The sequence below is a fragment of the Corynebacterium sp. 51B genome (genome assembly GCF_008930785.1).
In the GTDB taxonomy this organism is placed as follows: domain Bacteria; phylum Actinomycetota; class Actinomycetes; order Mycobacteriales; family Mycobacteriaceae; genus Corynebacterium; species Corynebacterium megadyptis.
On record NZ_PQMK01000005.1, the window covers coordinates 105,334 to 131,911 of the forward strand.

20 protein-coding genes and 1 tRNA gene are annotated in these 26,578 nt (G+C 61.2%); 13 read left to right on the plus strand and 8 right to left on the minus strand.

Annotated features, from left to right (window positions below; genetic code table 11):
- Positions 1-12 precede the first annotated feature (12 nt).
- Together GBB14_RS07245 and GBB14_RS07250 are read left to right on the plus strand one after the other, a co-directional pair.
- Positions 13-786 carry an NAD-dependent deacylase gene (locus tag GBB14_RS07245; protein ID WP_151529734.1) on the plus strand — a complete coding sequence of 258 codons (774 nt, stop codon included), beginning with the start codon at positions 13-15 and terminating at the stop codon, positions 784-786.
- Positions 787-1,311: 525 nt separating this feature from the next.
- Positions 1,312-2,610, plus strand: a complete 1,299-nt coding sequence (locus tag GBB14_RS07250) for an ROK family protein (protein ID WP_151529648.1) — start codon at positions 1,312-1,314, stop codon at positions 2,608-2,610.
- A 115-nt stretch (positions 2,611-2,725) separates the two neighbouring features.
- Here GBB14_RS07250 and GBB14_RS07255 read toward each other — a convergent pair whose 3' ends face one another.
- Positions 2,726-3,247, minus strand: a complete 522-nt coding sequence (locus GBB14_RS07255) for a gamma carbonic anhydrase family protein (protein WP_151529649.1) — start codon at positions 3,245-3,247, stop codon at positions 2,726-2,728.
- 23 nt (positions 3,248-3,270) lie between these two features.
- Entirely contained in the window at positions 3,271-3,744 is a 474-nt protein-coding gene (locus GBB14_RS07260; protein WP_151529650.1) for an S-ribosylhomocysteine lyase, read from the minus strand.
- Between the two features lie 530 nt (positions 3,745-4,274).
- Between GBB14_RS07260 and GBB14_RS07265 the strand changes: the two genes are divergently transcribed.
- Positions 4,275-6,887, plus strand: a complete 2,613-nt coding sequence (locus GBB14_RS07265) for an alpha/beta fold hydrolase (protein ID WP_151529651.1) — start codon at positions 4,275-4,277, stop codon at positions 6,885-6,887.
- A 24-nt stretch (positions 6,888-6,911) separates the two neighbouring features.
- On the opposite strand, the gene amn is transcribed toward GBB14_RS07265, so the two are convergent.
- Positions 6,912-8,396: an AMP nucleosidase gene (amn, locus tag GBB14_RS07270; RefSeq protein ID WP_151529652.1), complete on the minus strand. Its 1,485-nt coding sequence runs from the start codon at positions 8,394-8,396 to the stop codon at positions 6,912-6,914.
- A 141-nt stretch (positions 8,397-8,537) separates the two neighbouring features.
- On the opposite strand from amn, the gene GBB14_RS07275 reads away from it, so the two are divergent.
- Positions 8,538-10,151 (plus strand): alpha/beta fold hydrolase, encoded by a 1,614-nt coding sequence (locus GBB14_RS07275; protein WP_151529653.1) that lies wholly within the window; start codon positions 8,538-8,540, stop codon positions 10,149-10,151.
- A 9-nt stretch (positions 10,152-10,160) separates the two neighbouring features.
- Here the strand turns inward: GBB14_RS07275 and GBB14_RS07280 are convergent, their stop codons facing one another.
- The 3 genes from GBB14_RS07280 to GBB14_RS07290 form a co-directional block, all read right to left on the minus strand.
- The gene (locus GBB14_RS07280; RefSeq protein WP_151529654.1) at positions 10,161-10,673 is read right to left on the minus strand and encodes an aspartate/tyrosine/aromatic aminotransferase; all 513 of its coding nucleotides are present in this window, start codon (positions 10,671-10,673) and stop codon (positions 10,161-10,163) included.
- Positions 10,674-11,435: 762 nt separating this feature from the next.
- Positions 11,436-12,521, minus strand: coding sequence for a type I restriction enzyme HsdR N-terminal domain-containing protein (locus GBB14_RS07285; RefSeq protein WP_151529655.1), 1,086 nt, complete (start codon positions 12,519-12,521; stop codon positions 11,436-11,438).
- 444 nt (positions 12,522-12,965) lie between these two features.
- Positions 12,966-13,049, minus strand: a tRNA-Leu gene (locus tag GBB14_RS07290).
- Between the two features lie 417 nt (positions 13,050-13,466).
- Between GBB14_RS07290 and GBB14_RS07295 the strand changes: the two genes are divergently transcribed.
- The 8 genes from GBB14_RS07295 to crgA all read left to right on the plus strand — a co-directional run bounded on the left by GBB14_RS07295 (position 13,467) and on the right by crgA (position 23,679).
- Complete coding sequence (locus GBB14_RS07295) at positions 13,467-14,549, plus strand: DUF3662 and FHA domain-containing protein (protein ID WP_151529735.1); 1,083 nt, start codon at positions 13,467-13,469, stop codon at positions 14,547-14,549.
- Positions 14,550-14,898: 349 nt separating this feature from the next.
- Positions 14,899-15,381 (plus strand): FHA domain-containing protein, encoded by a 483-nt coding sequence (locus GBB14_RS07300; protein WP_151529656.1) that lies wholly within the window; start codon positions 14,899-14,901, stop codon positions 15,379-15,381.
- The gene (locus tag GBB14_RS07305; protein ID WP_151529657.1) at positions 15,381-16,754 is read left to right on the plus strand and encodes a PP2C family serine/threonine-protein phosphatase; all 1,374 of its coding nucleotides are present in this window, start codon (positions 15,381-15,383) and stop codon (positions 16,752-16,754) included. The genes GBB14_RS07300 and GBB14_RS07305 overlap by 1 nt, the downstream gene beginning before the upstream one ends.
- Positions 16,755-16,757: 3 nt before the next feature.
- Entirely contained in the window at positions 16,758-18,206 is a 1,449-nt protein-coding gene (locus tag GBB14_RS07310; protein WP_225976635.1) for an FtsW/RodA/SpoVE family cell cycle protein, read from the plus strand.
- 10 nt (positions 18,207-18,216) lie between these two features.
- Entirely contained in the window at positions 18,217-19,668 is a 1,452-nt protein-coding gene (locus GBB14_RS07315) for a penicillin-binding transpeptidase domain-containing protein (protein WP_151529658.1), read from the plus strand.
- A 27-nt stretch (positions 19,669-19,695) separates the two neighbouring features.
- Positions 19,696-21,123: a serine/threonine-protein kinase gene (locus GBB14_RS07320; RefSeq protein ID WP_151529659.1), complete on the plus strand. Its 1,428-nt coding sequence runs from the start codon at positions 19,696-19,698 to the stop codon at positions 21,121-21,123.
- Positions 21,124-21,125: 2 nt separating this feature from the next.
- Positions 21,126-23,210: a Stk1 family PASTA domain-containing Ser/Thr kinase gene (gene pknB, locus GBB14_RS07325; RefSeq protein WP_151529737.1), complete on the plus strand. Its 2,085-nt coding sequence runs from the start codon at positions 21,126-21,128 to the stop codon at positions 23,208-23,210.
- A gap of 202 nt (positions 23,211-23,412) precedes the next feature.
- Entirely contained in the window at positions 23,413-23,679 is a 267-nt protein-coding gene (gene crgA / locus GBB14_RS07330) for a cell division protein CrgA (RefSeq protein ID WP_151529660.1), read from the plus strand.
- 582 nt (positions 23,680-24,261) lie between these two features.
- On the opposite strand, the gene GBB14_RS07335 is transcribed toward crgA, so the two are convergent.
- Both GBB14_RS07335 and GBB14_RS07340 read right to left on the minus strand, forming a co-directional pair.
- A complete protein-coding gene (locus GBB14_RS07335) occupies positions 24,262-24,945 on the minus strand; it encodes a rhomboid family intramembrane serine protease (RefSeq protein WP_151529661.1) in 684 nt (227 codons plus the stop codon).
- Positions 24,946-25,098: 153 nt separating this feature from the next.
- Positions 25,099-25,629: a peptidylprolyl isomerase gene (locus tag GBB14_RS07340; protein ID WP_151529738.1), complete on the minus strand. Its 531-nt coding sequence runs from the start codon at positions 25,627-25,629 to the stop codon at positions 25,099-25,101.
- Between the two features lie 101 nt (positions 25,630-25,730).
- Here GBB14_RS07340 and GBB14_RS07345 point away from each other — a divergent pair, with 101 nt between their 5' ends.
- Positions 25,731-26,528 carry a hypothetical protein gene (locus tag GBB14_RS07345; RefSeq protein WP_151529662.1) on the plus strand — a complete coding sequence of 266 codons (798 nt, stop codon included), beginning with the start codon at positions 25,731-25,733 and terminating at the stop codon, positions 26,526-26,528.
- Positions 26,529-26,578: the final 50 nt, after the last annotated feature.

Sequence of the window (26,578 nt, forward strand, 5' to 3'; positions counted from 1 at the left end):
ACTATGGACAGCATGGACCACGACAGCATCGCCACCGCCGGGGATCTCGCCCTGCACTCCGAGCGCATCGAGGTATTCAGCGGCGCCGGAATGAGCGCCGACTCTGGCTTGGAGGTGTATCGCTCAGCCGAATCGGGGCTCTGGGATCATGTGGATCCGCAGGCCATGGCCTCCATCGATGCGTGGGCGCGCGACCCCGAACCCATGTGGGCCTGGTATCTCTGGCGGGCCCGCGTGGCCCAGAACGCCTATCCGCATGCCGGGCACCTCGCCATCGGCGAGTGGGAGCGGCTGCAGGATGTGCACGTCACCACCCAAAACATCGATGATCTGCACGAACGCGGCAATTTCCGCAAGCCCACTCACCTCCACGGCTCGCTCTTTGCGTTCCGCTGCTGCATGTGTGGCGCCCCTGCCCGCCGCCCTGAGCTGCCCGAGGAGCCCAGCCCGCGACTGACCCCGCCGACGTGCTCGCGGTGCGGCAACCTCATTCGCCCCGGTGTCGTCTGGTTCGGCGAGCCACTGCCCCAACGAGAATGGCAGCAGGCCGAAGAACGCATGGCCACCGCCGATCTGGTGGTGATCGTGGGCACCTCCGGCATCGTGCAGCCCGCCGCCTCCCTGCCCATTATCGCCAAGCAGATGGGGGCGAAACTGGTGGAAATCTCGCCCCAGACCACCGACCTGACCCCGCAGGTGGATGTCTTCATCCAAGCCACCGCCCAGGACGCACTTCCCGCCCTCGTGGCGCATGTGCGCGAAGGATTGCGCGCCGCCCGCGACTAACTGGGGCGCTGGGCTGGCGGAGGCGCAAGACTAGCGGGGGCGCAAGGCTCCTCGTTCGCCCTGACGACCTCGCGCCCCAGGCTTATGCCCACCAACCGTTCGGTCTGCCCCTGCCTCGAAGCCGTGGCGCACTCCTTACGCTGCGCACCAAAGCCCATGGTGTGGACGTGTCCTTTATTGCCTGTAGGTTGTGCGGACATGAACCGAGCGGTCCATTACAGCAAGCTCTCTAGTGTTAATTCCTAATTTTTAAGCGAGCATCTCATGTGGAAGGCTTCGTTCTCTTTCTCTGCTCCTCTGACATCTGATGCCACCCCCATGTGCGCAGTCCCGAAATTAGCTCAGTTGCGCCCCGAAAACGGGAATATTACACCCCTAGCCGCGCTCGGTAGAGGCGCACTATCACTGCGCCCAGAGAATCCTAAAGATGCAGCACACCACCACAAAATGAGAAGAACCTGAGAACTCTTTAAACGTAGATTGTCGTTTTCGTGCTCTGTCAAGGCTATGCATAGAATGACTCGCATGAAATCCCCCGCAACACATGCACCAGTCAAGGAAGACATCAGCGTCCTCTCGCCCTTGGCAGGTCAAACCTTTGTGTATACGGCGGATACCCCTCTAAGCCGCTGTCTATCCGTCCTCCAGCAGGGCACCCAGATGATCCGCCAAGACCTCATCGAGGCCGCCGAGCTCAGCCAACCAACAATCACTCGCGCAGTCACCACGCTGATTGAATCGCGCTTGGTGCGCGAGCGCCCCGATCTGATTGTTCCCCGTGGCCCGGGCCGTCCGCGCATCCCGATCGAGTTGTCTCCGTCGCCGTGGCTGCATGCCGCCATCGCCATTGATCCCACTGGCTTCCACATGGCGCTGTACGGCACTCGCGCTGATCTGGTGGTGGAGCACTCCACCACCATGGACCCTGCCACCACCAACCCCGCCGACTTCGTGGACGCCATGATCGCCGAACTTCGCACCCTGGTGGCCGAGCACGCCTTGCCGCTCGCCGCTATCGGCATCATGATCCCGGCCCGAGTAATGCGCGGAACCGTCACCAACGCCGAATGGTATTGGCGCGACGTGGACATCCTGCACCCCTTCACCGAGGCCTTCGCTGTGCCGGTGGATGTGGAGGATCTGGCCACGGGCACCGTGCTCGCGCAGTACCTCGACCGTGGCGCCTGTCTGGCACAGACCAAATCCCCACATCAGGTGGCGGTCCTCGCCGCCGGCGATACCGTCGGCGCGGCTTGGACCAGCACCCACGGGGTCTCTGGTGCCACGCGCCTGCCGATTCCCGATTCGGAGCTGCTGGGCTTCGGCGGCTGCGAATCGCCCACCGAGTCGGAGATTCACGTCTGCGACGCGCACGAGGCGCTATCGACCCGCGGCTTCCTCGCCGCAGCAGGCCGCCAAGGCATTAAGGCCGCCACGGTCAGCGGCATGGTGGATCTCACGAACTCTGATGATGAGCGCGCAGAATCCGCCCGCCGCCTGCTCGATGAGCGCGCCCGGCTCCTGGGCTCGATCGCCTCCACCATGGCCTCTGGTCTGGATGTCACCACGGTGATCGTCACCGGTTGCGCCTTCTCCCACGACCCCCGCGCCGTGGAGATCGTCCGCTCCACTCTTCGCGAGGCCGGCCACTCCCACGAGGTGGTGTACTGCGATAACTTGCAGGGCACCTACACGTCGGCAGCACGGGCGATCGCCGTGCGGCCGCTGTTTACCGATCCCACGCTGATCTCCGAGCGGCTCTTCCCGAAGCGACGCATCACCACCACCCGCCGTCGCCCGCGACGCCGCCGCCAGAGCAGCTAGCTTCCAGAGCAACTAGGCGCCAGCCACGGCGCCCCGTCCATCCATCAGTTCAGCCCCCTGCCGTGATGCGGTATCGCATCGCCTAACAGGGGGCTTCAAGCATGGTCGGCCTAGCTTAGCTCTCCAGTGGTTCCTCTTGGAGTTGGGCGGTTTCCACATAGCGGTCGGCGTGAGCGATGAAGTGCTCGCGGTCGCCGTCGTTAAGCTGCCGCCGCACCCGCGCAGGCACGCCAGCGACCAGCGAGGAGGCCGGAATATCTTGACCCTCCAGCACCACAGCTCCGGCGGCCACGAGGCTGCCCGTTCCCACACTGGAGCGCGATAAGAGCGTGGAGTGCATGCCGATCAAGCAGGCATCGGCCACGGTCGTGCCGTGCACCAGGCTCATATGCCCCACCGTCACGTCCGCGCCGAGGGTGCAGGGGGCGTCACGATCCACATGCAGCACCGAGTTGTCTTGGATATTGCTGCGCGCGCCCACACGAATAGCATTGATATCCGCGCGGAGCACGCAGCCATAGAACACGCTGGCGTGCTCGCCAATCACCACATCACCGATGAGGGTGGCATTGGGCGCCACCCAGGCGGTGGGATGGATCTGCGGGGTCTTATCGCCGATGGGGATGATGGTAGCCATGAGTTCATGCTAGCCAGAGCCCGCTATGAGCCCGCTGAGGCGTCCACGGTCTCCCACTCGGAACGGTGCTCAAGAAAGCCGCGCACGGCCTGCTGTGCGTCGCCTAGGGAGTGATTAGCGCCCCACCCGCACTGCACCTCGTTGGCGGCCGGCACCTCGGTGGCATCGAGGATGTCCTGCAAGGTCAGCTCGAGCAGCTGATAAAACTCCTCGGGCTCCACGCCGAGCATGAGGGCATAGAAGCCGGTCTGGCAGCCCATGGGGGAAAAATCGATGAGCTTATCGGTGTGATTGCGCATGTGCTCAGCGGTGAGATGCTCAATCGAGTGGATTGCCGGCATCTCCAAATGGCCCTTATTGGGCTGGCTAAAGCGCACATCATATTTGATCAGCACATCGCCGCCGGGCAGCTCCTTGCGATCAGCGATCCGCACATAGGGCGCGGCCACCTTGGTGTGGTCGAGGTTGAAGGATTCCACGTTCATACGATCAGTCATGCACACCAGCCTACCGTAGACCACCCTGTCTAGTGGCATAGGGCACACGCTTATCGACGCTCACCTGCCCCCGCATCTACACCGGCCACACCTCAGCGCGCCGGCCCTCTCTTTTTGTGTGCTGTCACCCGAGGCAGCCAGAAGAATAATCCTATTTCACTCGCCATTGATGTGCGTCAATAGGAAAAACAAAAAGGATTCGGTACCCGCATTCCCTCAAAACGAGTACCGAATCCCTTTAATTTCATCCGTGGGGCACCCACCCCAATGGACGATATAATCTCCGCCACAACATACGCTGACCTTGAAAAAGGCCTGCCCTGCTGGGCGAGTGACCGTCTACCTCAACGGCTAAAAAAGACTTTGCCAGCTCATTACGTCTCCGTCAATAGAGCAGGACTGAAAACGTTACACAGGGCCCCTTTTCGGGGGTATTGTCGGAGGTCTCACCCCTCTTATTTTGTTTTACTAATTGCTTAATCTCTTTCTTATTTGGGGGCTTTTAATGATGCATATAACCCCATTAATGGGTGTCAATTACGGGCGCCCCGCTCACGCACACCCCGCGTGCAGCCGCCCGGCGCCACTGGGGCAACAGGCGGCGATCGCCGCGCGCACCCAGAACCGCAGACGCCACAATTGAATGCTGTTTAAGATATTCGGTAGATCCATCGCGGATCGCTTCATCCATTCGCGCCCTAGAGCCCCGAACAAGCAGGAGAAACGTGTCTCAGCAACAGGTAGACGTAGCCATCATCGGTGCCGGAATCTCCGGCATCGCCACCGCCTACTATCTCTCCCAGATCCCTGGGTTGAGCTGGGTGATCCTCGATGCCAAGGAGGATCTCGGAGGCACGTGGCACACCTTCTCCTACCCCGGACTGCGCAGTGATTCCGATATCGATAGCTACTGCTTTTCCTTCGAGTCCTGGACTGGCAGCCGGCCTTTGGGTACCGGCGAGGAGATTCTGCACTATCTGCGACACACGGCCCAGCGCCACGGGCTCGCCTCCGGAATGCGCTTCGGCGCCCAGGTGCGCAAGGCGGCCTATGACAGCGCCACCCAGCGCTGGCAGCTGCGCTATGTGGATACCGCCACCGGCGAGGAACACCAGCTCAACGCCCAGTTCCTGCACGCCGCGGTGGGGTATTACGATCACGCCCACTCCCACCAACCCACTCTTCCCGGTGAGGAAAACTTCGCCGGCACCATCGTTGATCCCCAGTTCTGGCCAGAGGGCCTCGACCTCAGCGATGCCGCGGTGGCGATTGTCGGCTCCGGCGCGACAGCCGTCACACTCGCCCCGGAACTCGCCGCGAAGGCACGCCAAGTAACGATGATCCAGCGCACCGTGAATCACGCCGCCGTCATGCCTAACTCCACTCCCCTCCAGCCGCTGCGCTCGGTATTGCCGCAGCGGGGCGTGGATGCCCTCGATCGCTGGCGTGCGATCGGCACCCAAGCGCTCACCCTCAAGGCCTCCCAGTTCGCAGAGGATGCAGTCACGCGCACGCTCGCCTCACACCGCCGCGCCATCATTGGCGAAAAGCTCCACTCCCAGCACTTCGAGGCCTCCTATCCCCTGTGGACCCAGCGGGTATGCCGCGTGCCCGATGGCGATCTCTTCCACGCCATCGCCGCCGGCGATATCACCGTGGTCACCGACACCATCGATACCCTCAGCGCCCACCACATCCACACCAGCGATGGCACGGCCGTGGAGGCCGATGTGCTGATCAAGGCCACCGGCCTGCAGCTGCAGGCCCTAGGCGGTATCGAACTCTCCGTGGACGGTGTGCCGATTCATCCCGGCGAGAAAACCGCCTGGCGCGGCATGTGCCTAGATGGGGTCCCCAACTTCAGCTTCACCCTGGGCTATGTGAATGATTCCTTCACTCTCCGAGCCGAGCTGGTGGGCCGCTATCTGGCCCGCATGATCACCCATCTGCGTCAGCACGGCCTCGGCTCCTTCTGCCCCACGACCCCGCCGGCGGGGCCCCGCAGCCGCATCATTGACCTGCAGAGCAACTATGTGGAGCGCGGGATCGCCCAATTCCCCGCCGTCACCGACACCGCACCGTGGACTCTGCGCAATGACTATCTGCGGGAGGTGCGCGATTTCCGCCGCACTGATCCCACCACGGATATGGACTTTGCCCCCGCCATTGCCTCCCCGGGCGCTGCCGCCGCAGCCGATCCTGCCGCAACACCCGATGAGTCCACGGACCCAGCGCAGCAGCCACCGGCATCGGCGCTGCCCGCACCACAGATGCTGCACACCTCCCATGGTCCGCTGCGCTATCGCCACATCCCTGCCACAGCCGAGAGCCTGCCGGTGGTGTGTATCCACGGCATTGGCCGGGGCCTCGAGGACTTCGACACCCTCACCCGCGAGCTGCAGCGCATCCGCCCGCAGGACGTAAGCGCGCCGGACCTCGAGATCCTCAGCCTAGATATTCCCGGCTTCGGTGCCACCCCTGCCCTGCGCTCGGAGAACACCCTGCCGCTCATGGTGGAGACACTCTGGGAGGCAGTGGATGAGCTGCTCGGCAGCGCGCGGCCAGTGGTGCTCGTGGGCCATTCCTTGGGTGGGGCGCTGGTGCAGCGCATGCTCACCGACCGCCCGGCGCGCTGTGCTGGGCTGCTGCTGCTCGCACCCTCGGGCTTTTCCACGGAGATCACCCCAGTAGTCAAGGCCGCGGCCGTGCCGGTGCTGGGTCAGCGCCTCATGGCGATAGCGCATCCACGGGTGGTAGCCGCCGCAGATAATGTGGCCGTGCACGATCCAGCAAGCATCACCGAGGAGCAGCGGGCGCTGTCTCTGCGCTGGGCGCAGCATGAAGACCGAGCGGAGACCTTCGCCAATATTTCCCAGGCGCTGGTGGGTACTCCAGCGCCGCAGCGCATGGCAGTGGCGCGGCAGTGTGCCCGCATCTGCCGCACGCATGCTATCCCCGTGGGTGTCGTCTGGGGCAGTGAGGATGCGGTGCTCGGGATCGGGCAGCTGGATAACCTTCGCACGCTGCACGCCGATCCGCAGGTGACGGTACTGCCCGGTTGTGGACACATGGTGATGAATGAGCAACCGGCGGCCACTGCCGCCGCGCTGCGTGCCCTCACCCAGCAACTCGCTACCCCGTAGCACTTTTCTGGGCTGGCTGCGCTGCTAGCGGAAGGGCACCTCGCCGATAGTGCGGCGCAGCTTTCGGGTGCGGAGCCGGCTTTTATCCCGCGCGAGGGATTCCACGGCCCGCACCGCACACATCACGTGCGCCTCCTTCGAGGAGGAGTAGAAGGCCTGCGCCCCGCTGGGCAACTTGGGCACCGCATGCAGCGGCAGGTCCGAGACCGAGAGCAGCGTGCCATAGGGGATGCGATAGCGGTAGCCATTGGTGGCCAGCGCCGAGGATTCCATATCCACCGCCACCGCAGTGGAGCCGCGGAACATCTCCCACAGGGTGGTGGGGGTATGCCACTCCCAGTTGCGATCATCGGTGGAGAGCACCGTGCCGGTGCGCATCATGTTTTTGTCCTCGCCATAGATATCGCGCACCGCGCGTTCCAGCGCCCGCTGCACCTCGGGCACGGCGGGAATCGGCGTGGACAGCGGGATACGATCATCCAGAATATGGTCGCGACGCTCATAGGCATTGCCCAAAATGAGATCGCCGATGCGCATGCGCCCATCGAGCCCCGCGCAATGGCCGATCATCACCCACATCTCGGGGCGCAACACCGCCAAACAATCCGTGGCCGTTTTTGCGTTCGACGGCCCCACCCCGATATTGACCATCGTCAATCCATCGTCGTTGGGCGCAATGAGGTCATAGCGCGGCATCTGATAGTGGCTCTCTAAGGAGAGATCCTCGATGCTTATCGACGCCGCCTCCTCGCGAGATACCCGCGTGCCATCGGGTAGCCACAGCTCGGTATAACGCGACTCCTCCCGCGCCAGCTCATACAGGGCATAAGCCACGAACTCTCGGGTATGCATGGCGTAGTTACTGAAGAGAATAAAGTTTTGCACCCCTTCGATAGGGATGCCGGTGTAGTGCTCGATGCGCTTAATGGCGATATCGAAGCGCTGCGGAGAGAAGTGAAACAGGGGGCGCTCATCATTTCCCTGCTGGTGGAAGACATCCCACTTGGCGTCGATAATGCCATCATCCACAAAGTCCAAGCTGGGGCGCGGCAGCCGCACCCCAAGTTGGAGCGCCTGCTGCAGTTTCTCCGAACGATCCAGCCCATCGATATACTCCGGTGGAATCTGCTCGCGGGAATATCCCACGTGAATAGTGCAGGGATAATTACTGACCAAGCGTTCAATCATCTCGGTGAAGTAGCAACCCATCACCTGTGGACGAGACACACTCGCGCAGTAGCGGCCGGCTGCATCCACATAGCCAAAGGGCTGGGCGCGATCGATGGGGCGCCAGCTATGGACGTCGATCACCAACCGCGGGTAGCGCACATTCTCATACTCTGCCCACTGGGCTGAATCGATCACCCGCGCAGCGAGCCGCGTAGAGGCGTCATACAACTCACACAAGCGCTGCACTGCCTCCTCGGCGGAGGCACACACCCGATAGCCGCCAATTCCCTCTGCCTCTGACTCTGAAGGGGTGATGGTCTCGCCATCGGTGTTGGCCATATTGCGCGCTCCTTAACTTCAGACTCCTATAAGCTAGGGCCCACACTACCGTGTACACATATTTCTGCAGGACTTGCGGATTAGAGCTGCGATTCCCTGCGAATCGCGTGATGACCAGTAAGAAAGGGCAAGACGGTTTTCATGAAAATGCTTCCAACCGCACTGAGCGCGTGCCTCGGCGCCTCCCTCCTGCTTGGCGGGGCCACCATCCCCACAGCGCAGGCTGATGAGGGGCTCGAATGGGGCCCCTGCCCCACCGGCAGCGGTGCCGCAGAGCGAGCTGTGTGTGCCACGTTCTCCGTACCGAAGGACTACTCCGACCCGAGCTCCGGCAGCATTGAACTGACCATGAGCAAGCTGCCCGCCACAGGCGAGCGCAAAGGCGTGATCGCCGGTAACCCAGGCGGCCCCGGCGGCGATGCCCTCGGCATGTTCGCCGATACCACCCCCAAGGACGGCGTGAGCCAGAAGGTGCAGCTGCCCGACGATGTCCGCGCCGCCTATGACCTCATCGCTGTGGAGCCGCGCGGACTCAGCTACGGCACCCCGCTGACCTGTAGCAGCGAGAATATCCCGCCGATCGCACTGCCCGGCACCACCTTCCAGATGTGCGAGCAGACCCAACCCGGCTATACCCGCACCATCACTACCGATAACACCGCCCGGGACCTCGAACGCGCCCGCCTCGCCCTCGGCGAGGAGCAGCTTAACCTCTACGGCGTGTCCTACGGCGGGTCTTTGATGAGCACCTACGCCACCATGTACCCGGAGCGAGTCAATAAGTTCCTGCTGGACTCCAGCGTTGCCCCGCAGGATCGCTGGTTCGCCCTCGGCGCCAACCGCAAGGCCGTCCGCCAAGAAGCCATCTCCGCCTTCTTCAACTGGACCGCAGACCATGATGACACCTATCACCTGGGCACGACCTCCCGCGAGGTGTACCAGAACTTCAGCCGCGTGATCCGCGATAACCTCGGCGTGACCCCCGCCCTGAAACCCCGCGAGGCCGAGGCAGCGGATCTCGGTGCCAGCGGCTCGACGGCTCTCGACGCCCTGGCCTCCGCCGCCGCCGGCAACGAGCAGATAGAAGACGTGGCCCTGCTGCTGCTCAACCTGTATGACTGGACGCAATGGCGCGGCGAAACCTTCGCCGATGCCATCACCAACACTGGGGATATCAACGCCGCAATGAAGATCGCTCAATCGGTGGGGCCGATCAACCTCGCCATGTACTCCGAGCAGGCGTGGCCGCAGCTCGCCGAGGCACTCTCCCACTCCGCCGCACACACCCCCGCCGCACCGCTAGAGCTCGACCTCGGCGAAGCCACCGCACAGCCCACCCCAGAAGAGCAGGAGGCGATGCAGTTGCAGGCGATCACCATGCAAAACGTGGACCGCGCCATCGTCTGTAATGAGAACACCACGGCCCCCGACCCGAGCCTGATTGCACCCTTCTGGGAGACCGCCTTCACCGGCGGTGACTTCATCGACCTCAATGGTGATCTCCTGGGCAGCGGCCAGCACTGCCTCGGCTGGCCCGAGCCCGTGGCCCCCGCCCGCCCGCTCAACGGCGAGAAGCTAAAAACCGCGCCACTGAATCTGGGCTACTCCAAAGACTCCGCGGTAGGCCCGCACGGCGCGCCCAGCATGAAGGAAGCCATGGGCGGTGAGCTGATCACCCTCAGCGGCTATAGCCACGGCGTGCTCATCAACCACGCCGCCCACGTAGCTCCGGCGGTCTCAGCGTACTTCCGCTAAGCCGACGCGCTAGACCCGGCTACCCAGAATGCGCGCTGCATAGTGCGCCTGCGCGAAGTGCTGGATGGCGTCGTCGATAAGCGATACGATCCGCACCCCGCGGGTGACCGGCGGAGTGAAACTGGTATCAATCACCTCGTCGAAATCCGGCCCCGACAGCGCATAACACTGCACATCATCAAGACAGGCGTGCACATAACTCATCAGCCCGCGCACGTCCTCTGCCCGATGCACCTGGATGGCACAGGCTTCATCATCGCTATGTCCATAGCCCATACCATCGCCGAGCTCACCGAGACTCAGCTGCCGCCGCAGCTCTAGGGTGTGCCACAGCTGGGGCTGGCCGCTGAGCTCGGATAGCTGAATATCCAGCATCCGGCCGGTGTGCCACAACAGCCACGCCAGCGAGTTGGGGTGCCCGCCCGGCGAACGGGAGGCGGTGGCGGCATCGACCTCGCCGAGGGACTCGAGGCTCTCGTGGGCGCGGGTGATGAACTCGATCAGGATTTCGTCTCGTGTCATAACCCCACCGTATCGGCGGCGGGGACAGCATGGGGATTCGCGGGGTCGATTCGATATGAAGAAAGATCGCTTTTTATTCGTCACTTCTTTTCTCGCTCGCGAAGCTGATCTCGGCGAGAAACACGCGCACTAGACACCACGCACACCTCGCAGCCTGCAGCGCACACTTTTATCTCGGCATCCGCAGGCGGCGGCAGACCTTAGAGATAACTGAGCAGCGGGGCTAGACCGCACGAGATAGTGGGATTCATCCCCGCGGGCGCGGGGAAAACTACCGATAGGGAGTCATGGGATCCAGCATGACAGGCTCATCCCCGCGGGGCAGGGAAAACACTTACTGATCTAGGGAAATATTATCGCTTAGCTCGGTATCGCTACAACTTGTAGCGGTAGGATTCCACCTTGATCTGTTAGTGCGGCGTTGGCGTCGAGCAGCTCGGAGTGAACCGCCTGCCATGATGCTTCGTATCCGTCGAAAACTATCCCCACGGTTGTTCTTTCCTCCCGACCGGAGGAGATTCCGTGGTGCGCATCCACAACATCAGAGAGCCGCCGCGCCATAGAAGGTCGAAACACAAAAATAGTTACGTCGCTACCAAGAGCTGCAAAATGTATCTAGTCAGTGTGTAACTGGTGTACCTGCTGGGCTAGAGCTTCGCTCCCTTCGACAACCACCACACCCAACTTGGCAGACTCTAAATTCACTACGCTCCTCGACCGAGAGCACTCTCTTTCAGTTCGCAAGGCTGAAAGCCGCCACTACTACTCATCTCGAAGTGCGATGCAGCGCCTACGGAGGAGCTCGGAATGCTCGTAAATGTCATCCACCCCGCCAAGATCAAACGAATGCCTATTACGAAGCTCATCAAAGATCATAATACGAGGAATGCGGCGATCAAAGTACAAGCGCGCGATCGGTTTCCTATTGTTATCTTGATAAAGGATGGCACAGTATGTCTTCGCATCACGCAGATTAATGTCCGATACTGGCACCTCACTGCAGCAGATAGCCCGGATGATCCCGAAAGCCTGCAGCTCTTCTTCGGTCGTAACAATGTCGGGATCTTCAACATCGGTTGGATCCTCACTAACGGTGTTATTCTCTAGCGCCGGCGTGGCCTTTTCGATCTCGTCAAAATCCTGAGCTGAGCGGAGACGACGGTTTGCCTCATCCTTGAGGAACTGCGACTGGGCCGTCGAAACAAGCTTCGTAAACACCTCAAGGTTTTGCGCAGTCATACGGCGTGATGTCACACGGGAAGCAATGAGCTTAACCCAGTCCGCATCCGGCTCTTTGAATTGCGCCGAAAGCACCTTTCGGATTTCTGAAATATACTTCAATTGTTCGGCACTCGCAGCGATTGTCTCTGAATCGAAACGGGTTTTAGTGCACATCTCAAGATGCGGGAAAACACGAGCATCGATATTGGCGAGGTCGATTGTCATGAATGGCTTCTCGTCCATACGGTTGGCAGCGTCGAGCTGAGCATAAAACTCATAGACTTCTCCGTTGGTGAGAATCGCGAACTCTGTATCGGTCACGTTGAAGTAACGAACTAGTTGATTAGCATGATCGAGGCGTAGCGGCTCGCCAATCTTCTTGCACTCTATGAGGAAACGGAAATCATCGCCTGATTTAATGGCGAAGTCCACTTTCTCACCCTTTTTGACCCCGACATCTGCCGTATATTCAGGGATAACCTCCCGAGGATCGGTAACATCATATCCAAGAACAGTGCTGATGAAGGGAATGATGAATGCTGTTTTGGTTGCTTCCTCGGTCTCAATGATCGGCTTGAGCTCGCGAACCTTGGCGGCGAGACTCTGGATTGACTGATCGATGCTCACGTTTAATCCTTTCGTGACCTGTTCAATGCCCTGCCTCCCTACATTACTCAGTCAGGCCACCCTTGCTCCAGATTTTGAGGCACCTCATCGTCCAGAGAGACACAATGCAACTTTGACGACTGCTGCAGGAGTAGCTCCCCTCATAGTTTGGCATCCTCGCAGTGTGCACTACCCCGCTAACTCCTAGTTGAGGCAGATCGCCCTTTGGGCTGGCCGCTCGACAGCTCGCTACCACTGCAGGATGAACCCACTCGAATCCACGTTTATCCCAACAAGGTCCAAGGGCACTAGGTTAGCTTCCCACTAAGACATGGACTATTGGGGCGCTCCTACGCTCCATCAATCTGAACTCCGATAAGGCAATACTCAATCGCCTCAGCGTCAGCAGATCAAAAAATGCCCCGCACCATAGTGAGAAACCATGGTGCGGGGCACTAATTAGTGTGGGCGAAGGGGGACTTGAACCCCCACGTCCGTAAAGGACACTGGCACCTGAAGCCAGCGCGTCTGCCATTCCGCCACTCGCCCGAGTTGACGTCTAACCAGCAGTGCTGTGCAAGACTTAACCTAGGTTACACAGATTGTTACACTATCCCAAATCCGCAGGTGGATACCTGTTTCATGGTGGGCTCGCGCGGCGGGCGTGGCGTTTTTGCGCTGGTAGAAGTTCATTGTGGCAGGCGTGGCCTCTATACTGGGGCCACACTTCGGCTCAAGTGTGGCCATGCCGCTTATATCTTTATGGGGCATGAGAACTGCCTGCAGGCTCGCCCGGTGAGAGCGGTGACGGGCGGAGGCGTTGAGCGTTGTGGCCACCATGGCTATGACGTGCACATTCTGAGCCTTGATAGGGTCCTAGTGGCCATGCCAGATATTTCGGCCAAAACTGATGAGCCGCTGAGTACTCTCGCCGAAGAAAAGAAGGAAGGTGACACTGCATCCGCTATGTCTGTGTGGTCGAGATTCGCAAAGATGGACAGCGCCTTGCAGCGCGGCCTCGATAACAGCTTCGCCTTCGTCTTTGGCGGCAAGATTGTGGCCGCCGAAGTCGAGGAGGCGCTTAAACAGTGTGCCGAGGACGAGGCTGTCACCACCTACGAGGGCTATGTGGAGGTCCCCAACCAGTTCGAGGTGATGGTGGGCAAGAAGGATTTCTCCAATCTGCAGGAAACCTCGCCCGAGCTGCCCTGGGATTTCGCGGATCGTCTGACTCGCTATTTCCGCAATCAGAATTGGTCGCCGGCTGGGCCAGTCGTCGTCAAGCTTGTGCAGGCTAAGGGGCTGCGCACCGGCCAGTTGAAGTCCCACTGCATCCGCGCCCAGCACCCGGAGGATGAGAGTGGTTTCTACGGTATGCCGGAGGATGCGGATGCCGTAGAGTCTGAGGATTCAGCCTCTTTCGAGGATCACGACCAGCAGGATCATCACTCCAGCTCCACTCCGCACCGCAATGAGCCGGCGGACCACCAGCCAGCAGAGACGAATGGATATATGAACAGCGATCACCACAACTCCTCCGGCGCAGCCACCGCAGCAGGTGCCGCCGCGGGCGCAGCAGCCGGTTATGCCGCGGCAATACCGACGAGCGCTGCTCATCATACGGATCTACCCAAGGCAGCAGCACTCCCAGCGGAGGATTCAGCTGACTACTCCTCGGAGACCACCACCTTCGACTCCCCTACCGAAACACCGGCCGCAAATGTGCCGGAGGAGGCACGAACCCCCGCGGCAAAGCAACCAACCGTATCCTTGCTGCTGCAGGATGGATCCTCACGCACCTACTTGGTTCACAATGGATCAAATATCATCGGCCGCTCGAATGACGCAGACTTCCGCCTGCCCGATACTGGGGTCTCCCGCCAGCACGCCGAGGTCACGTGGAATGGCCATGATGCTGTCATTACAGACTTGCAGTCTACGAACGGAACCACCGTCAACGATGTTCCGGTGGATAATTGGCTGCTCGCAGACGGTGACGTGATCACCGTGGGACACTCCTACATTGAAGTGCGGATCACTAATAACTAGGCCTACGCGTACTAAAATGTGTGGGTAACCTGCTTGGCCCCCACGCTGGGCGGGGGTGTCTTCCGCTCTCGGGCGGGAATAACCCCTACCAGCAGCATGGTTGGTGCTGGTAGGGGATGCATCTGTGTGGTGCGGCCGAAGACTGGATCGTTTGTCCTTGTATATATGGGGAAGCGACTGGGAGGCGGCACCGCAGGGCTCGCGTCCCCGTGGCACCAGCAGCTACTGGTTGTGCCCCGTGGCCCAATCAGCCGGACATGCGCACCCGGCGCATGGACGTGCGGGGCGGATATGAGTGCCCGCCCAGAGCACACCGACATTGCCTTTAAAGGAGGCCTGAAGAACAACAATGAGCGCCGTCATCTTACTTGTGTTCCGTATCGGCCTGCTTGTGCTGCTCTGGCTGTGTATCTTCTTTGCGCTGCGCGCCATGCGGCGCGATACCAACCGGCTCGCGGGCACGCAGTCCTCGGGCCGTTTCTGGTCCAAGCGTTCCCCGGCGACCGCCCCGGCGGGTGCGCCGCGCAAGCGGCCCCAGCCACCGGCGCAGCTGGTGGTGGTCGATGGCGCGATGCGTGGCTCCCGCATGGATCTGCTTGGTGTACAAGAGATCACGATCGGCCGCTCCCAGGAGTGCACCTTTGTGATCCAGGACGACTTCGCCTCCTCCCGCCATGCGCGCCTGTTCCGCCGCGGCGATGATTGGTTTGTGGAGGATCTCGATTCCCGCAATGGCACCCACGTAGGCGGCTACCGTATCGACCAGCCCGAAAAAATCACCACCGAGAGTGAAGTGACGATCGGGCGCACGACCGTGAGGCTGATGTCCTGATGCTGAGACTCCATTTTGCGGCCGCCTCTGATCGCGGCCACGTGCGAAAAAACAACGAGGACTCTGCCTATGCCGGCCCCAACCTGCTGGCCTTGGCCGATGGCATGGGTGGCCACGCTGCGGGCGAGATCGCGTCGCAGCTGATGATCACTCATCTGCAGAAGCTCGACGCCGACCCCGGCGACAACGACATGTTCGCGCTGCTCGGAGGGGTCGCCGATGATGGTAACCGCTCCATCGCCGCAGAAGAGCGCGCCAATCCCCAAACTGAGGGCATGGGCACCACACTGACGGCGCTAATGTTCGACGGCACCGAGTTCGCCATGCTGCATGTGGGCGACTCCCGCGGCTATCGTCTTCGCGATGACCGCCTCGAGCAGATCACCGTAGACGATACCTTCGTCCAATCTCTGGTGGACGAGGGCAAGCTCGCCCCCGAGGATGTCTCCACGCACCCGCAGCGCTCGTTGATCCTCAAGGCGTATACCGGTCATCCGGTGGAACCCTCTTTTCGGCTTATCGACGCCAAGCCCCAGGACCGCCTCCTGCTGTGTTCGGATGGCCTCTCTGATCCGGTGTCCTTTGACACCATCGAGGAGACCCTCCGCCACGGCTCCCCCGCCGAGGCGGCCCGCACCCTCGTTGATCTCGCGCTGCGCGGCGGCGGCCCCGATAACGTCACCGTGGTGGTGGCCGATGTGGTAGAGGATGAAGAATCCGAGGCCTCTCAGCTGGCCGTGACTCCCATGGTGGCAGGCGCGCTCAATAGCGCCACTGCCGAGGCGCCGCGCGGAAATACCTCTGCAGCCCGTGCCTCTCTGCTCGATCAGGATGAGGCGCCGTCCGCCGCGCGCGAGTCGCGCCCCCGCCCAGAGGCATCCGAAGATGATGTCGAGTCGGAAGCGCCGGAGGTACACGAGGAAGGTTCTTCTTCGCGGTTTCGCTGGATCCCCATCAGCATCGCCCTTGTTCTGATCCTCGCGGCGATTCTGGGCGGCTGGGCGTTTATGCGCAGTGTGGACTCGCAGTACTACCTCACCACTGGAGAGAATGATCGCCTCGAGATCCAACACGGCGTGAATCTCGATGTTTTTGGCGCCTCCTTCCACGAGCCGCACCAGGCGGCCTGCTTGGATAAGTCCGGCAATCTGATGCTCACTGATCCAGTGAAGCCGTCCAAGAACTGCTCCTTGTTCACCTTGGACTCCCTCCCCGAGGCCACCCGCAACTCTGTGGAAGGCTTGCCCTCGGGCAGCTATGACGAGGTGGTGCAGCAGCTGCAGCGTCTCGCCCACGACGCCCTGCCGGTGTGCCTCAAGGGCGAGGCCGGCGACCTCACCAAGCCCGGAACCAATTGCCGGGAGGTGAAATAGCCCATGAGAGTGTGGCAAAGAATCACCATCCGAAGAAATGAGATGTGGCTGCTCATCTTGTCGGCGGCCATCGTCATGGCCGCGGTGGTGAGCCTCGAGATTTCGCTGGGCAATGAGCTCGGCAGTCAGCTGCTCTGGGTGGGCGGCGGCTTCATCGGCGTATTCATGATCGCCCATTTCGCCCTCGTGTGGAAGGCCCCGCACGCGGACCAGATTTTGCTGCCCGTGGCGGCGACCCTCAATGGCCTCGGCCTAGTGATGATCTCGCGTCTCGACGCGGCGAAGGACACCTCCATGGCTACCCGCCAAGTGATGTGGTCCCTGGTGGCTGTAGTGCTCATGACCATCGTGCTGGTGATCATGGAGGACTACATGGTACTCACCCGCTACTCCTATATTTTGGGCGTGGTCGGCATCATCCTGCTGGCCCTGCCCATGGTGTGGCCGCAGGGCTCCGGCATCCAATCCGATGCCCGCATCTGGATCTCCGTGGGTCCCTTCACCCTGCAGCCGGGGGAGTTTTCCAAGATCTTGCTGCTGCTTTTCTTCGCCAAGCTCTTGGCGGATAAGCGGGCACTATTCAATGTCGCCGGCTATCGTGTGCTGGGTCTTGAGCTGCCCCGCCTGCGCGATCTCGGCCCCATCTTCTTCGTGTGGGCACTCGCACTGGTGATCATGGCCGGAGAGAACGACTTTGGCCCGGCGCTGCTGCTCTTCTCCACCGTGCTGATCATGATGTATCTCGCCAGCGGCCGTATTTCCTGGCTGCTTATCGGCGTGATCTTGGTGGCTATCGGCGGTGTGGGTATCTATCAGATCTCGGACAAGATCCAGTCCCGCGTGGCTAACTTCATGGACCCACTGTCGAACTATGACACCACCGGTTTCCAGCTCTCCCAAGCGCTGTTCGGCATGTCCTGGGGCGGCATCACGGGCACCGGGCTTGGCGAGGGCTACCCCCAGGCCGTGCCAGTGGCGGAATCGGACTTCATCTTGGCCGGAATCGGCGAGGAGCTCGGTTTCATCGGTCTCGCGGCCGTGCTCGTGCTTTTCACCCTGTTCGTGGTGCGCGGCATGCACACCGCCATGCTGGCGAAGTCCTCCTATGGGAAATTGGTGGCCTCGGGCTTGTCCATGACCATCCTGATCCAGCTGTTCGTGGTAGTCGGCGGTATCTCCGCCATGCTGCCCATGACCGGTTTGACCACTCCCTTCATGTCCCAGGGTGGCTCCTCTCTGATGGCGAACTACATCCTGCTGGCCATCCTGCTGCGCATCTCTCACCAGGCGCGGGTACCAGAAGATCACACCAGTGCCGCACCGCCGCAGCGCGGCGGCGGCCACGCGGAGCCCTCCAGTATCGAGCAGACCTCGCACTTTTCCGCCGTCAGCAGTGACCACTCCCCTGGAATGTCCCCGCCCAACCACTCAGCACAGAAGAATCGGAGGTAGGTGAGAGACCATGAATAAGGCTATTCGCTCGTCCACCATGATCGCTCTGCTGATGGTTCTGGTGCTGCTGATCAACCTCACCGTGGTGCAGGGCTTCCGCGAAGAAACCTATGCGCAAAACCCGCTGAATAAGCGCCAGTTTTATGAAATGAAGAGCACCCCCCGCGGCCAGATTTCGACCGGCGGCGTGGTGCTGGCCAAGTCCAGCAAGGCCGCGGACGACTTCTACTACCGCTCCTATCCCTCCACCAATCCACAGGCCTATGCCCCCGTCAGCGGCTATCTCTCCGATATCTACGGTGCCGCCGGACTGGAGCAGGGATTCAACGAGGTGCTCAATGGCACGGATCCCTCCATGCTGGTGTCCAACACCTGGGACACGCTCACCGGCAAGGAGCACGATGGGGCTTCACTGAAGCTGACCCTGCTTCCCGAGGCCCAAGAGGTGGCCTATCAGCAGCTGGTGAACAATAACTATGAGGGCGCCGTGGTGGCCCTCAAACCCTCCACCGGCGAGGTGCTGGCCATGGCCCAGACCCCGAGCTTTGATCCCAACACTGTGGTGGATAATGATTCCGCCGAGCAGGCGTGGGAGCGGCTCACCTCGGATCCGGCGTCACCGCTGCTCAACCACGCCACTCAGGAGACACTGCCGCCTGGCTCGATCTTTAAGATCATCACCTCCACCGCGGGGCTGCGCAATGGCTACGAGCCAGGCTCCCAGCTCACCGGCGAGGCCAAGATCACTCTGCCGAACTCCACCTCGACGCTGGAAAACTACGGTGGCCGGCCTTGCGCTGGTGGCGGCGAGGTATCGCTGACCACGGCGTTCTCCCTCTCCTGCAATACTGCCTTCGTGCAGATGGGCGTGGATGTGGGCGAGGATGCCCTCTACGATGCCGCGAAATCCTTTGGCATCGGCGACACCTATGATCTTGGGCTGCCGGAGACCCCGAGCTCGGTCGGCGATCTCAGCGATCCTGCCCGGCGCGGCGTGTCCTCTATCGGCCAGGCGGATGTGGCCATGACGGTGCTCGATGCCGCCGTCATGGCCGCCACCGTGGCCAATAACGGCAAGCGCATGAAGCCCTACGTGGTGGATGAGGTGCTGCGCCCGGATCTGTCTACGCTGTCCTCCCATAAGCCTCAGCAGGCCAAGGATGGCCTGGATGAAGATGTGGCGGCCAAGCTTCAGGAGCTGATGCGGCAATCGGAGCGGAATACCTCCGGCGGGCGCGGAGATATCGCCTCCAAGACCGGCACGGCTGAGCATGGCGAGGATTCGCGCTCCAGCTTCCCGCACACTTGGTATGTGGCCTTCGCCCCAGATAAAGACGCCGATGTAGCGGTGGCTGTGGTGGTGAAAAACGGCGGTAACCAGGGTGCTGGTGCTACCGGCGGTTCGGTGTCTGCCCCTATTGGTCGTGCCGTGATCGATGCCGTTTTGAGGACGCAGGCCTAGCCGCGGATCGGAAGTGAGAAAGCAACTATGAGTAATGACTCCACCGGATTAGACCGCGTGCAGGCCCTCATCGGCGATGACTATCAGCTGCAGTTCATCATTGGACACGGCGGTATGTCCACGGTGTGGCTGGCGAAGGAGAGCCAGAGCAGCCGCGAAGTGGCCATTAAGGTGCTGCGTCCGGAGTTTTCGGACAATGAGGAATTCCTCACCCGCTTCCGCAATGAGGCGGAGGCTGCGGAGAATATCAATTCCGAGAATGTCGTGGGCACCTACGACTACCGCGAGGCGGATGATCCTGCGGGCAATGTGTTCTGCTTCATCGTCATGGAGTACGTCCGCGGCGAGTCCTTGGCGGATATGCTGCGCCGCCGCGGCAAGCTCGAGCAGGAGCAGGCCCTCGATGTGTTGGAGCAGGCCGCCCACGGGCTGGCCGTGATCCACCGCATGGGTTTGGTACACCGCGATATTAAGCCCGGCAATATCCTCATCACCGAGTCCGGGCAGGTAAAGATCACCGATTTTGGTATCGCCAAGGCGGCGGAGGCCGTGCCGCTGACCCGCACCGGCATGGTGGTGGGTACCGCCCAGTATGTCTCCCCGGAACAAGCCCAGGGCCACCCGGTGACCGCCTGTTCGGATGTTTATTCTCTCGGTGTGGTGGGCTATGAGATTCTCGCCGGCCACCGTCCCTTCAGTGGGGATTCGACGGTCTCGGTGGCCATTGCGCATATTAATGAGGCCCCGCCGGTGCTGCCGCGGGAGATCGCCCCGCAGATCCGAGAGCTCGTTGGGATCTGTTTGCGTAAGGATCCGCAGCGTCGCTACGCCGATGGCAATGAGCTCTCCCACGCTATTTCCGCGGTGCGTTTTCAGAAGCGCCCGCCGCAACCGCGCTCAGCGGCGGTGGCTGGTCAGGCACCGCAGCACCACCCTGGGTCCTCCACCACTGCGCTCGGCAATGCCACAGTGCCGACCACGGTGAATCCGGCGGTCACCCCGCCACGGCCGCAGATGCTGCCCGCGGCACCCCGCGCGGCTCAGCAGCCGACCGGGCAGCGGCCCGCGAAAAAGAAAAGCATCGGGCCGTGGCTGTTTGTGCTGCTGCTGCTAGTAGGAGGCATGGGCGTGCTGCTGTACTATCTCACTAGCCAACCGACGTGGCAGCCCGCGCCGACGGAGACGAGCAGCACCAACGAGGAGACGTCTACAAGCGAATTGCCCCCGGTGACGGAGACCGTGATCGAAACGATCACCCCCGAGCGCCCCGAAAGCCCAACGCTAAGCTCTGAAGAAGAAACATCCGAGCCGAGCGTGACCACGTCGCAGGAGCCGACGGAGGAGCCGGCACCTCCACTTCCCACGCAGCCCACCCAACCCGCGCAACCGGCGCAGCCCACCCAACCGGCTCCGCCGGCTGACACCCCCGAGAACGACGAAGGAGGCGAACAATAATGATGCACACCAGTTTCGGTGGCCGCTATGATCCCCAAGAAAATATTGGGCACGGCGGCATGTCCGATGTGTATTCCGCCACTGATACGCTCTTGGGACGCCAGGTGGCACTGAAGGTGCTGCGTATGGAGCTGGCGCGGGATGAGAATTTCCGCGAGCGTTTCCGCCGCGAAGCCCAAAACTCTTCCCGGTTGAACCACCCTAATATCGTGGCGGTCTATGACACGGGAGAGCAGCTCATCGATGGCGTATCGGTGCCCTATATCGTGATGGAGCTGGTGCACGGCACAACCCTGCGCGGCATCGTTCACGACCGTGGCCCCTACTCGCCATCCGACGCCGCCCAGGTGATGATCCCGGTGTGTTCGGCCCTGCAGGCCTCGCACGACGCCGGCATCATTCACCGCGATATCAAACCCGCCAACATCATGGTCACGAATACCGGCCAGGTGAAGGTGATGGATTTCGGTATTGCGCGAGCGCTTGACGACGCCACCTCGGCAATGACCCAAACCTCTGCCGTGATCGGCACCGCCCAGTATCTCTCGCCTGAGCAGGCGCGCGGCCGCAATGCTGACGCCCGCTCAGATGTGTATGCCTTGGGCTGTGTGCTCTATGAGGCCATCACGGGCCGGCCGCCCTTTGAGGGCGAGTCGCCTTTTGATGTCGCCTATCAGCACGTGCACGAAACCCCCACTCCGCCCTCGGAGTACGCCAGCGACCTCACCCCCACCATGGCCACCAATATTGATGCGGTAATTCTCACCGCCATGGCCAAGCACCCGGGTGATCGCTACCAATCGGCGGCGGAGTTTTCCTCCGATCTCGAGCTGGTGATGCGCAACGCCGTCTCCCATGCCGCGAAGATGCACCTCTCCGGCCCGGTGGGGGCCAAGCTGGAAAACACCCATCGCCAGGGCGAGGGTCCAGCGCATACTGCCATCATTGGTGATTCCGGCGAGATCTCTGCCGCGGCCGCCAATGCCGCCGGTGCGGCAGGCACCGCCGGTGTCGCGAGCGCCGGCGCCCAGCACTACGGCTCGCAGAACGAGTACCCAGCCAGCAACGACTACGCCGCCGCCCCGCAGGCCCCAGTACAGCAGAGCTCCCAGAGTGGGCATCGCAAGCAGAAGTCCTCCCGTTGGGGCGTGTGGCTTACCTCCATCCTAGCTGTCGTGGTGGTGGGTATTGGTGCCGCTTTCGCCGTGGATTACTTTGGTAACCGCGAGGATCGCGTGGCCGAAAGCTCTGTCTCGGTCCCGACTATCGCTGGGCTAGAGGAACAGGCCGCTACCCAGCGGCTACGCTCGGCTGGATTTGAGGTGATCCGCTCCGAAGAACCCAGCCCTGATGTAGCACGTGGTCTAGCACTGGGCACTAATCCTTCCGCCGACTCCTCCCTGCCGAAGGGCTCTACGGTGACGCTGATCGTCTCCTCGGGCAAGGAGATCGTGGAAGTGCCGCAGATCACCGGCCGCACCACCGAGGCTGCCAATAAGGAACTCGAGAGGGCCGGGCTGAAGCTCAACTCCACTCCGCGTGAGCAACCCTCGGACACCGCCCCTGTCGGCGAGATCATTGAGCAGTCGCCGCCCGCCGGTACTGCCGTGTCCAAGGGCTCCGAGGTGAGCATCACTATCTCCACCGGTGTGGAAAATGTGCGCATCCCCTCGCTCACCGGCATGAAGTACGAGCAGGCCGTGGGCAACCTCGAGTCTGCCGGCTTTATTCCACAACCCGAATATGTGGAATCCGATAAGCCGGAGGGCACTGTGCTCGCTATTGCTGGCGAGGGCACCACAGCGCCCAAGGGCTCTACGGTGATTGTGCGCGTGTCCAATGGCAAGAAACAGATCACCGTCCCGGATCTCCGCGGCAAGAACGTGAATCAGGCCGTCGCCGCCCTGCGGGCCGCCGGTTGGAAGGGTACCCAAGCCCAGGTACGCCAAGAAGAAGAGCCCACCAATGATCTGACGAAGCAGAACACCGTGGCCTCCCAAGTTCCCGCCGCTGGAGAGAGCATCGGGGATGAGGATGATGTGGTCCTGCGGATCTATCGCTTCTCCTTGCTTGAGCTCGCACCCTAGCCGCAGTTATTGCTGCTGCTATTGCAGCACACACCCGCCCCCGCGTCAGCGCGTGAGGGCGGGTGTGTGCTGTGCCCTGTCTACAGTCGAACGAACAAGCCCCCGCGTGCGGTATTCAGAAACTCTATCGACGCTGGTAGTGTGTGCATAAGACGTCCACGGGCGCACATGCCCGAGAACTGTGAAAAAAGAAAGGCTAGATATGCCGAAGGCAAAGGTTACTCAGAGCTCGACCACGGTGTCGACGTCGACGGCTAGCCGCACCCCTGTGAAGATCAACTCCTCCGGTACTCCGCTGTGGTACAAGGTCTTGATGTTTGGGCTGATCTTGCTCGGCTTGGCCTGGCTGGTGGTGAACTATCTGGCCGGCCCCCAGATCGCGCTCATGCGTGAACTTGGTCCGATTAACTTCGCGATCGGCTTTGGGCTGCTCATCATTGGCTTGCTGATGACGATGGGCTGGCGCTAGCCGCACACAGATAAAAACCCGACTCCTACGCGGAGTCGGGTTTTTTATGTCCACACACCCAACCCGAGCCGCTACTACACAGCGGCGAAACCTATGAAGTTGGGGCATTCGTGGTTGAATCGCACTCAAAAAGACACCACACAGCGGTGCACACCACCCCCGTGTGAGAGAGCAGTTATGCACAATTCCACAAGGTTATGCACAACCCTCGCTGTGCATAGCGCATGTGTGTAGAAAACGACAGAGTTATGCACAGACTGTGGATAACTCTGTGCATTCTGCTTACATTCTTGTAATTCAATGCCTATCCACAGCCTGTGCATAACTTTGTGCACTAACTCAACACGCTGTGCACACACCTAAATAATGTTCTAACTATCTGCCCAAACGCAGGTCAGGACCAGGTGTTTCGAAAGAGCGTGCGTTCGAGTCCGGCTAAATTACATGCAGAAGATTATGCACAGCCTCCACAGCGGGTGTGCACAGCCCTTGTCCCTTTGCCTACAAAACACTTATCCCCACCGACTGGGCATAACCTGCCTATCGATGGGGATAGCGTTCGGGTGCGTACCTTGTAGCCTGTCACAAACTGCCTGTGAATATCGTGGCGAAGCCAGCCAGCAGAGCACACACGCTAGCCCCACATAAAAGACCAACAATGGGGGTGCGTTGCTGCCGGGTGCCATACACCAGCGGCCAGGCGAGCAGGGCGCCCATGATGATGCCGCCGATATGGCCCCATACCGATACATTGACTGCAATGAATGTGTAGACGATATTCACCGCCAAGAGCACAGCGGGACCGCGTACATCGCGGCCGGTGCGATGGCACAGCACCATAAAGACCACCATCAGCGCGTAGACCGCACCCGAGGCGCCCGCGGTAGAGGCCAGCGGGCTGGCCCACGTGATGCACGCAGCCGTGCCCACTATGGAGCAGAAATAGGCAGCAATCATCATGCGTCCGCCCACATAGTGTTCTATCTCGCGGCCAATGAGAAAGAGCAGAAACATGTTCATCAATAGATGCGCGAGGCCAACATGCATAAAGGCGTAGCCCACGGACGGCAGGAGACCGGCGAAGCCGAGATACGCCGCCCGCGGCGGGAAGAATACTAAGTATTCGGCCAGCACGGAGCGTGCGAGGTTGTGCTGCAGCGAGAGCGACTCGATCGCGGTAATCAGATAGAACACGCAGTTGAGCGCAACCAGCACCACGGTCACGGGCGCTTCGCGATACCAGCGGGCAATAGTGGAGAAATTCATGACACTCTTTCTCTAGACACGCAAAGACCCATCGCCACATACGGCCACAGGCCGGCGATGGGTCACAGGGTGAGAGGGGGGCGTCGCGGGGGTGGGGCGTGCAGCGCGCTTATCGACGTTCACTGCCCGCGCCCCGCCGCGATGATTACCCTCCTACTGGATGTCGATGGACTCGATAACCACCGGGTCATTCGGACGATCTTGGATGGAGGTCTGCACCGTGGCGATGGAGTCCACGACAGCCTTGGAGTCCTCGTCCACAACCTCACCGAAGATGGTGTGGTGGTTGTTCAGGTGCGGGGTGGGCGCCACCGTGATGAAGAACTGGGAGCCATTGGTGCCGGGGCCGGCATTGGCCATGGCCAAGAGGTAGGGGCGATCGAACTGCAGCTCGGGGTGGAACTCGTCCTCGAAGGTGTAGCCGGGGCCACCGCGGCCGGTGCCGGTGGGGTCGCCGCCCTGGATCATGAAGCCATTGATCACACGGTGGAAGATGGCGCCATCGTAGAAGGGGCCTTCGGTGGTGCCGTTGGCGTTGTTGGCACGGTAGTCCTTGGTGCCCTGGGCCAGACCGACGAAGTTCTCGACGGTGACGGGCGCGTGGTTGCCAAAGAGTTCAATGACGATATCACCGTAATTGGTGTGCATCGTGGCAGTTGCGGTCTTCTGAGTCATAGCCCTCATCGTAGAGAAAAAACGTGGCATGTGCACCGTCACTGCACCTAGGATGGGACTATCTATTAAAGAAACTAAAGATTGGAAGGTGGAACACCACAATGAATCCCATGTTGCTCGTCCAGGGCGCACAAACCGCTAAAAAGGGCCTTATTGCATTGAATGAGTATCGCGCGAAGAAGGCTGATGAGGCCTATGAGGCCCTGCAAGAGGCCGCCCATGCGGCCGTAGATAAGGGCCAAGAATTCTATGATTCGGCAGCTGAGGCCGTGGATAATGCGGACGTCGATAAGCGTGTAGCCGATCTGAACAAGCGCGGCTCCGCCATTAGCGCCCAGGCCGCCAAGCGCCTCGAGAAGGCGAAGGCGCAGACCGGTTCCTTCCGCGAAGAGGCCGAGAAGAACGCCAAGAAGTCCGGCAAGCAACTGCGCAAGCTGGCCAAGCAGCGGGAAAAGGATGCCAAGAAGGCAGCCGCACAGGCCAAGAAGAAGTTTAAGAAGGACAAGGGCTGCGCGAAGGGAAAGACCTTCGGCACGATCGCCGCGGTTCTGGCGCTGCTGAGCGCTGTAGCCGCCGCCGTGTACTACTTCTTCTTCCGCGAGGAGGAAAAGGTTCAGACCGTCCCGCCGCGCGTGGAGGACTTCGATACCGCCACACCGGATGAGGAGCCGAAGCTGGTCTACTCCACCGAGACCCCCGCCGATGCCGAGGTGGCCACCCCGGAGAAGCCCTTCGATGAAGAGGTTGCAGACTCCCTCGATCCTGCCGTGCCCAACACCGGTGTGGGTGAGCTCGATAACGACGCCGAGGTAGAGAGCTGGACCGATGAGCGCTCCAGCTCCGCCCAGGCGCATGAGATCCTCTCCGCCGAGGTAGACGCCAAGTACGGCGACGACCAGAAGAACTAAATAGTCCTTCCCGCTGCGCAGAGCCGTGGCGAGTAGAACCGCCTTCCCTT